This is a genomic window from Hydrocoleum sp. CS-953, from assembly GCF_002260545.1.
Lineage (GTDB): Bacteria > Cyanobacteriota > Cyanobacteriia > Cyanobacteriales > Microcoleaceae > Trichodesmium.
In genome coordinates, this window is record NZ_LGSU01001104.1 from 1 (window position 1) to 6,843 (window position 6,843).

7 protein-coding genes are annotated in these 6,843 nt (G+C 36.5%); 5 read left to right on the forward strand and 2 right to left on the reverse strand.

The window, feature by feature from the left end; all coding sequences use genetic code 11:
- Window positions 1-34 precede the first annotated feature (34 nt).
- Together AFK68_RS45515 and AFK68_RS16855 are read left to right on the forward strand one after the other, a co-directional pair.
- Entirely contained in the window at window positions 35-112 is a 78-nt protein-coding gene (locus AFK68_RS45515) for a DUF4896 domain-containing protein (protein ID WP_371357428.1), read from the forward strand.
- 469 nt (window positions 113-581) lie between these two features.
- Entirely contained in the window at window positions 582-1,121 is a 540-nt protein-coding gene (locus AFK68_RS16855) for an alpha/beta hydrolase (protein ID WP_094671598.1), read from the forward strand.
- Window positions 1,122-1,123: 2 nt separating this feature from the next.
- On the opposite strand, the gene sipA is transcribed toward AFK68_RS16855, so the two are convergent.
- On the reverse strand, window positions 1,124-1,417 hold the full coding sequence (sipA, locus tag AFK68_RS16860; protein WP_094671597.1) for a regulatory protein SipA: 294 nt from the start codon (window positions 1,415-1,417) through the stop codon (window positions 1,124-1,126).
- Between the two features lie 614 nt (window positions 1,418-2,031).
- Here sipA and rbfA point away from each other — a divergent pair.
- The 3 genes from rbfA (at window position 2,032) to AFK68_RS16875 (ending at window position 5,416) form a co-directional block, all read left to right on the forward strand.
- A complete protein-coding gene (gene rbfA, locus AFK68_RS16865) occupies window positions 2,032-2,412 on the forward strand; it encodes a 30S ribosome-binding factor RbfA (protein ID WP_094671596.1) in 381 nt (126 codons plus the stop codon).
- A gap of 707 nt (window positions 2,413-3,119) precedes the next feature.
- Window positions 3,120-4,727 carry a glycoside hydrolase family 3 N-terminal domain-containing protein gene (locus tag AFK68_RS16870; protein ID WP_094673786.1) on the forward strand — a complete coding sequence of 536 codons (1,608 nt, stop codon included), beginning with the start codon at window positions 3,120-3,122 and terminating at the stop codon, window positions 4,725-4,727.
- Between the two features lie 464 nt (window positions 4,728-5,191).
- Window positions 5,192-5,416: a DUF4327 family protein gene (locus AFK68_RS16875; protein ID WP_094673787.1), complete on the forward strand. Its 225-nt coding sequence runs from the start codon at window positions 5,192-5,194 to the stop codon at window positions 5,414-5,416.
- A gap of 175 nt (window positions 5,417-5,591) precedes the next feature.
- On the opposite strand, the gene AFK68_RS16880 is transcribed toward AFK68_RS16875, so the two are convergent.
- A complete protein-coding gene (locus tag AFK68_RS16880) occupies window positions 5,592-5,972 on the reverse strand; it encodes a hypothetical protein (protein WP_094673788.1) in 381 nt (126 codons plus the stop codon).
- Window positions 5,973-6,843: the final 871 nt, after the last annotated feature.

Genomic DNA, 6,843 nt, shown 5'->3' on the forward strand with positions numbered 1-6,843 from the left:
AGGTTTAAAGCCTCTCACTCGCCGTGGAGAAACAATGAATTTATTTTCCTTTTATTCAATCCTCTTCCTTTTAGGTAGAGGTAATTATCAATTATCAATTATCAATTATTGAAGAGATATTTCCCAAAAAGAATTTAGGGAGATTATATGGAACATCCCTACAATGGTTTAAAAAAAGAAATATTCAATTTCTACAGATGTCTATGAAGAGAAAGTAATAACTAGACATCTCCAGAAAAGAGGGAACAGGGAATAGGGAAGAGGGAACAGGAAGAAAAAATAGATAATTTCGCATGGGAGAATTGATTTGATTTTTAATTTTTGGAGATGTCTACTAGACTAAATACACTAGGTGTTAGTGAAACACGGTATGAAATTCCTAAACTTATAACGTGTTTCTGCAGAGCTATTTTTGATGCAGAAAAAGCTCCTTTATAATTCCTGACTGCTGACTTCTATCAAATCATACTTTTGTTCACCAACCTCATACACTAATTAAATTTAATGTTTATAATCTAATCAAAACAAATAAATAAATATTATCATCAAGCTTAGATTAAAATCTAACTCAATATATAACCATGCAATTATCAAATCTGCTGTCCCGTAGTCCATTAATTATTGTGGGTGCTATTGCTGGAGTAATGCTTTCCCATCAAAGCGCGATCGCCACGAATAAAATCGTCATAGATTTATTTGGCCCAATAAAAGCATCAGTCAAAGTTAAGGATCTACGACAATTTGCAGAAACGGGCAAAACTACCAAAACAATTTCTCAAGCTCTAGGCATATCAAAAGTCAATCCTAATACAGTTCGTGGATTAATGACATTAGAAGTAGGAGCTGATGTTGCTAACCTAGCCAAAGTGCTGTATAGTAATCTAGGTCAAAATTTAACTAAAGGTGTCGCAGAAGTAGTTCAGACGAGACACAACTATGAAAGTGACAAAGCCCTACGTTCTGCCATTCTATTAGCAGCAGCAGATGACAACCGAATATCAGTGCTAGAAGTTCTGGAAAAATATCCTACCGAAGAAATGCACATTGATGTAGGTAAGATTAACGAAATCGTAGGAAAAGTTAAAGAAACTATTGGTAATTTAGGAGAACTACTCAATTAAATCTACGATTCTGAAGACGGAGTTATCTTATTGGTATCCTCATCAGTATTATGATCTGGCTGGGCAGTTCCCGAATCAACTGCCACAGCTTCTATATATTGACTATCCATCAGAAATGCTCCTTTCTCAAAACGAATAGCCCAATAATTTCCTGCTTTGCAACTTAAAATAGTTCCTACTTCACCCAAACGCACTACATTAGGGGGACGTAATATGGGCATCGATTCAGCAGTTTTGATGTAGGCTGGTTGAACTACTAATCTGACTTTCTGGCCAATAGAAAATTCATTTTCCATTTATTTACTCCCATAATATTTGCTTTTTTATTTCTTATCATAAATCTTGGTCGAAAACCTTCCCTATCGGTCATTTCAGTTAGCTTCCTAGGGTCTTCAATAATTGACAATTGATAATTGATAATGGATAATTACCTCTCCTTAAAAGGAAGAGGATTGAATAAAAGGAAAATAAATTCATTGTTTCTCCACGGCGAGTGAGAGGCTTTAAACCTTAATTATTCGGTAAATGGCTCTTGCAGAGAAGCTATACTACTGAATACTCCAGAAATGCTCTCCTACCTGCTCTATAGAAACCATTTAGTATCTTTGCCTTGATTAAATTTTGAGGAACGGAGTCGTATATGGAATAGAAGTAATATGAGAAAAAGGTTGAAAAATACTCCAATACACCTCCAATAGGCCATCTCCTTACCTCCCCCTCTCCCCAGACTCCCCACACTCCCGATCATATATCCCAAATGGGTTCTCCTGACTCCTGAGTCCCACCTTCACTCATAAGACTGTTTCAGCAAACCCTAATTAATTTTATCCAAGCTACAAAAAGCTCCCATAAGTCTATGGAAGGTATTAATATAGATATGGTGAGTATGAAATTGTAGGGGGTAATGATCATGGCTACAGGTCGTCGCGTTTCCCGGGTTGCTTCATTAATCAAGCAGGAAATCAGCCAGATGTTGCTCCATGGTATCAAAGATAATCGGGTAGGTATTGGTATGGTCAGTGTCACAGATGTAGATGTTTCTGGAGACTTACAACACGCTAAAATATTTGTAAGTATCTATGGGTCTGACCAAGTAAGGTCGGAAACTATGGCGGGTCTAAGGTCTGCCACTGGCTATGTCCGCAGTGAGTTAGGCCATAGAATACGTCTACGTCGAACTCCAGAAGTTATCTTTATCGAGGACCGCTCCCTAGAGCGTGGGACTGAAATTATATCACTGTTAAACCAACTTTCCCAAGAACGGCAACAACAGGAAACAATGGATAATTGATAATTGATAATTGATAATTGATAATTGATAATTACCTCTCCCTAAAAGCTATCCCTGATAAGGAACCCCTGAAACCCTTGTAGGAGGGTGGGGAGAGGGGGAGGAGAGGGCAGAGTGGGGAGTAAGAATCTTGTCTACATTCCTCAAAAAAGTGTATTGAATTAGACACTTTTCTCCGTAAAAAGCGGACGTCAGACTAACACATAACTTCGATTTTTTGTCAAGTTCTATGTTAAGTAAAGATGTTTATAAAGCATAGCCCTAAAAGGGAGAGGATTGACCCTCAAGGAAAAAATTTATTTTTTTCTCATGGGGGGTAAGCTAATCATGCTGAATTATTTAATTAGGGTTTACTGAATGTCTTTTGCTAGGAGTAGGAGTCAGGAGTTGTAGGGGGGATTTAGTTCCGAATGCTGTCGCAAACGCATAATTAGGATCATTCCGTAGGAAATCGCCTATACAGGAAAAACGGGAAATTTAGAGGAGGTAGAAGTAAGAATTGTCCCTCAATTTTTTTCTCTTTAGATTTGCCCAAAATGCTAACTTTTTGAACGTTTTAGCCTAAAACAAGCACACTTTTGGGGAATCTCAGAAGGCTCAACCCTTTATATATCAATGATTTGATATTTAATTAGCAAGCCCTAATTATTAATTATTAATTATTAATCATTCGGTAACCTAATTCCTAAATTCCCCATTACTAAACTATGAATTTAGCAGAAAAAGTCGCTCAGATGGTCGTAGTCAGAGCATCTGGACATTTATTTGACGATCAAATTCGTTATCCAGACTGGGAACCTCCTAACAGCAAACTTCAATATTGGCTACAAGACTTGGGCGTTGGAGGGGTAATTTTTGTGGGCGGGAGTGCTGTAGACTTGGCAACTCGTATCCAACAACTTCAGTCTTGGACAAAAATTCCTTTGCTTTTGGCTGCTGATATTGAGGAAGGAGTTGGTCAAAGGTTTGCTGGGGCAACTTGGTTTCCTCCTCCAATGGCGATCGCTGCTATTGCTGAAACTAATCTGAAAAAAGCCGAAGAGTATGCTGAAACTATGGGAGCTATTACAGCTCAAGAAGCTTTAGCTATTGGTTTGAATTGGGTATTAGCCCCAGTGGTAGATGTGAATAATAATCCTGATAACCCAGTGATTAATATTCGGGCTTTTGGAGAAAGGACGGAATTAGTTGGTCAATTGGCAAGGGCTTTTATTCGGGGCACTCAAGAATACCCAGTTTTGACTACTGCTAAACATTTTCCCGGTCATGGAGATACGGCAGTTGATTCTCATTTTGATTTACCAGTTATACCTCACTCGGAAAGTAGATTGGCAGAAGTTGAATTACCTCCTTTTGTTGATGCTATAGCTGCTGGGGTAGATTCTGTGATGAGTGCCCATTTGTTAATTCCAACCTGGGATAAGGAACTACCAGCAACTTTATCTCATAAAATTATTACAGGTAAGTTGCGCCAAAAGTTGGGTTTTGATGGATTAGTTGTAACTGATGCTTTGGTAATGGGGGCGATCGCTAATCGTTATGGTTTGGCCGAAGCGTCTATTTTGGCTGTGGAAGCTGGGGCAGATATTTTACTTATGCCTCTAGATGCAGAGGTGACAATTAATGCTGTTTGTGATGCGGTAAGTCAAGGCCGTATTTCTGAATCACGAATTGATGAGTCTTTACAGAGAATTTGGCAAGCTAAAAATAAGGTTTATCCTACTTGGCAACCTGGAAATGAAAAGAGACCAGATTATTTCTTACCTCCTACATTCAATTTAGTTGAAAATTTAGCTCAATCACGGGCACAAGAAACTGTGACTCAAATTTTGCAAGACTCTATTCAAGTAGGAGGAGGTTATCTTGCTCCAAATACAGATGATAATCATTTACGCAATTTAGTGCTTGTACAGGATCTACTTAACTCTCCTTTTTTAGGTAATCATACTCCAGCGATCGCTATTCCTAAAAAATATGGTTATCAACTACAACTAATTGAAAATAATTCAGAACCTATCCAAGCTCTTATCCCTCATCATTTGACTTTGCTACAACTATTTATTCGTGGTAATCCTTTTGGCAAAGTAGCTAGTCTAACACAAGTAGCAGAGGATTTAGTTAAGAAATTATTAAAAAGTGGCGAACTCCAAGCTCTAATCATATACGGTAGTCAGTATACGTTGAAACAGTTTTCACCAGAACTGTTATCAGGGATACCCTATATCTTTTGTTATGGACAAATGCCAAAAGCCCAAGCTATCGCTCTGGAGCTTTTATTTAAAGATTTTCCAGTATCTCTCTATAGCAGGGAATAGGGAGGGGACAGCGGTGTTACCCCGCGTCGGCGATAGCTCCCTTGCTGAATGCTGACCAAGAGAGGGAACAGTTGAAAAAACATTTCCCAGTCTAAAATTCATCATCAGTCTATGTCCTAAGTAATTTTTTTTCTTATATCTAAAATCTAAAAAAAATATTACCTAAATTTTGACAAAATTAAATAAAAGTGATATAGGAAAGACGATTTTTTGAGGAAAAAAGACTAGAGAAATCCAAAATTAGCTACCTGATGGGTACAAGTTCAAATTATATAGATGCAATTTGGACTAACACATTAGCTCATGTGTTGGTCTGATGACTTTTAGAATACTTATCAAAATAAGATAACAAATTGTAACTATAGATACTGAAAAAATTAACATTCAGAATTAGCAATTTTGCCTTATATTATTAATAGCGGCGTAGCGCCGACAAGTACTCAAGCTAGGCCAAGAGGGTGACCATGACTTACACCACAGTTCAATATTCTTTAGACATTATCAGGGACGAGGCAGCAGAACTTGTACACAAAGGAGTTCTCAGTCGTCAGCAGCCTATTTATACTCTTTGCCAATATATTCCCGCCAGGGAATGGGCTTGTGTAGAGGGTGAGTTAGAAGAGTGTGATTTTCTACTCAGGGATAGAATTGGCGACCTGATAGGTAACGAAAAATGGGACAACGACTAAATAAAAGCCTAACTCAACTAAATTAAAAATTTTTAGCTGAGTTAGGTTCTAAAATTTATCCTATCTTTTCCAGGATTTGTTAATAACTTAATAGTTGTACAAGACACATCTAGAAAAGAATCCTGTGATGTGTCAAATATCTCTTTCTGTGCGAAAAAAAAATATTAAAAGAAACTTAGTTCTGAGAGTCTGACTCCTGAGATTCTTGTAAATCAGATCGTAGATTAGCTATTTCTTTGGTTAGTTCTAACAAATCTCTTTGTATATCTGATTGTACAAAACCTGAAGCAGGAGTAGAAGAAACAGTTGTACTATCAGTATTGACTTGACTATTTTGTTGATTCAAAATTGTATCAACAAAATTTCGAGCTTCCTGCTCAGTCGTCTCTCCTCTTTCAGCCCATTCCTCAGTTAGTTGATTAAAATCAGAATTTAATTTATTCAAATTTTCATCCCGTTTATTAGAGTCTTGTAAAGTTTCCATGAAAAAGGATGTGGCACCTAGGGTGACACGAAATCCTTTTTGTATTATTTGGGTTAGATTATCAGGATTCATCAGTGTAAGTTAACTCAATATCAAATGGTAATTTCTCTCTTAATTATGATGAGAAATAGACTGTACTGGTAATATAACGCGGATATAAGTAAGTGAAAAGTTATTTGAGAATATTTTTAGCTAGAAAGTATATTTTCTAGCTAAATCTAGATTTTTTTAATCAGGGCTTACGCAGAGGTACTATATATAGAGTGAAAAAACTATAACGTTATAGTTTTGAACGCTATAGCAATCATTTTTCAGTTGTAAGATTTTAGTGGTAATTAGAAGTCAGGAGTCAGAATATCCAAGGATTTTGATAGTTCTTAATTGCTTTTAAATATCTCATAAATCATTCCTGATTGCTATATATACATGGTCTTTGGGTAAGTCTTGTTGGTATAATAACAAGTCTAGCTTTTTGACAGGCTGATGTTTTGCTTACATAAAGGTGTAACAGGACTTAAGGATAGGTACTATATATAGAGTGAAAAAACTATAACGTTATAGTTTTGAACGCTATATACATGGTTTTTGTGTAAGTCCTATGTAAGTAGGTATGTCTAATTAAATGGTAAAAAAATTGTAGGGGTGGGTTTAAGCAAAAGCCTTGATTTAAGAGCAATCTAGTTCTAAAAACCCGCCTTCTAAGAGATTGAATATATCAGGAAATATAAAATGAGATAGGGAATAGGGAGTAGGGAGTAGGGAGGAAGAAATCAACACAAATATTCTCACTTCACTCATCTAGGAATATATTTACCGAATAATTAATAATTAAGATTTGATAGTCAATAATTAATTATTAATTCAACAATTAAGGTTTAAAGCCTCCCCTTTTCAAGAGGATAAATCAAAAAAAATTCCTTTTAGCCAATCCCCTTCTTGAAAG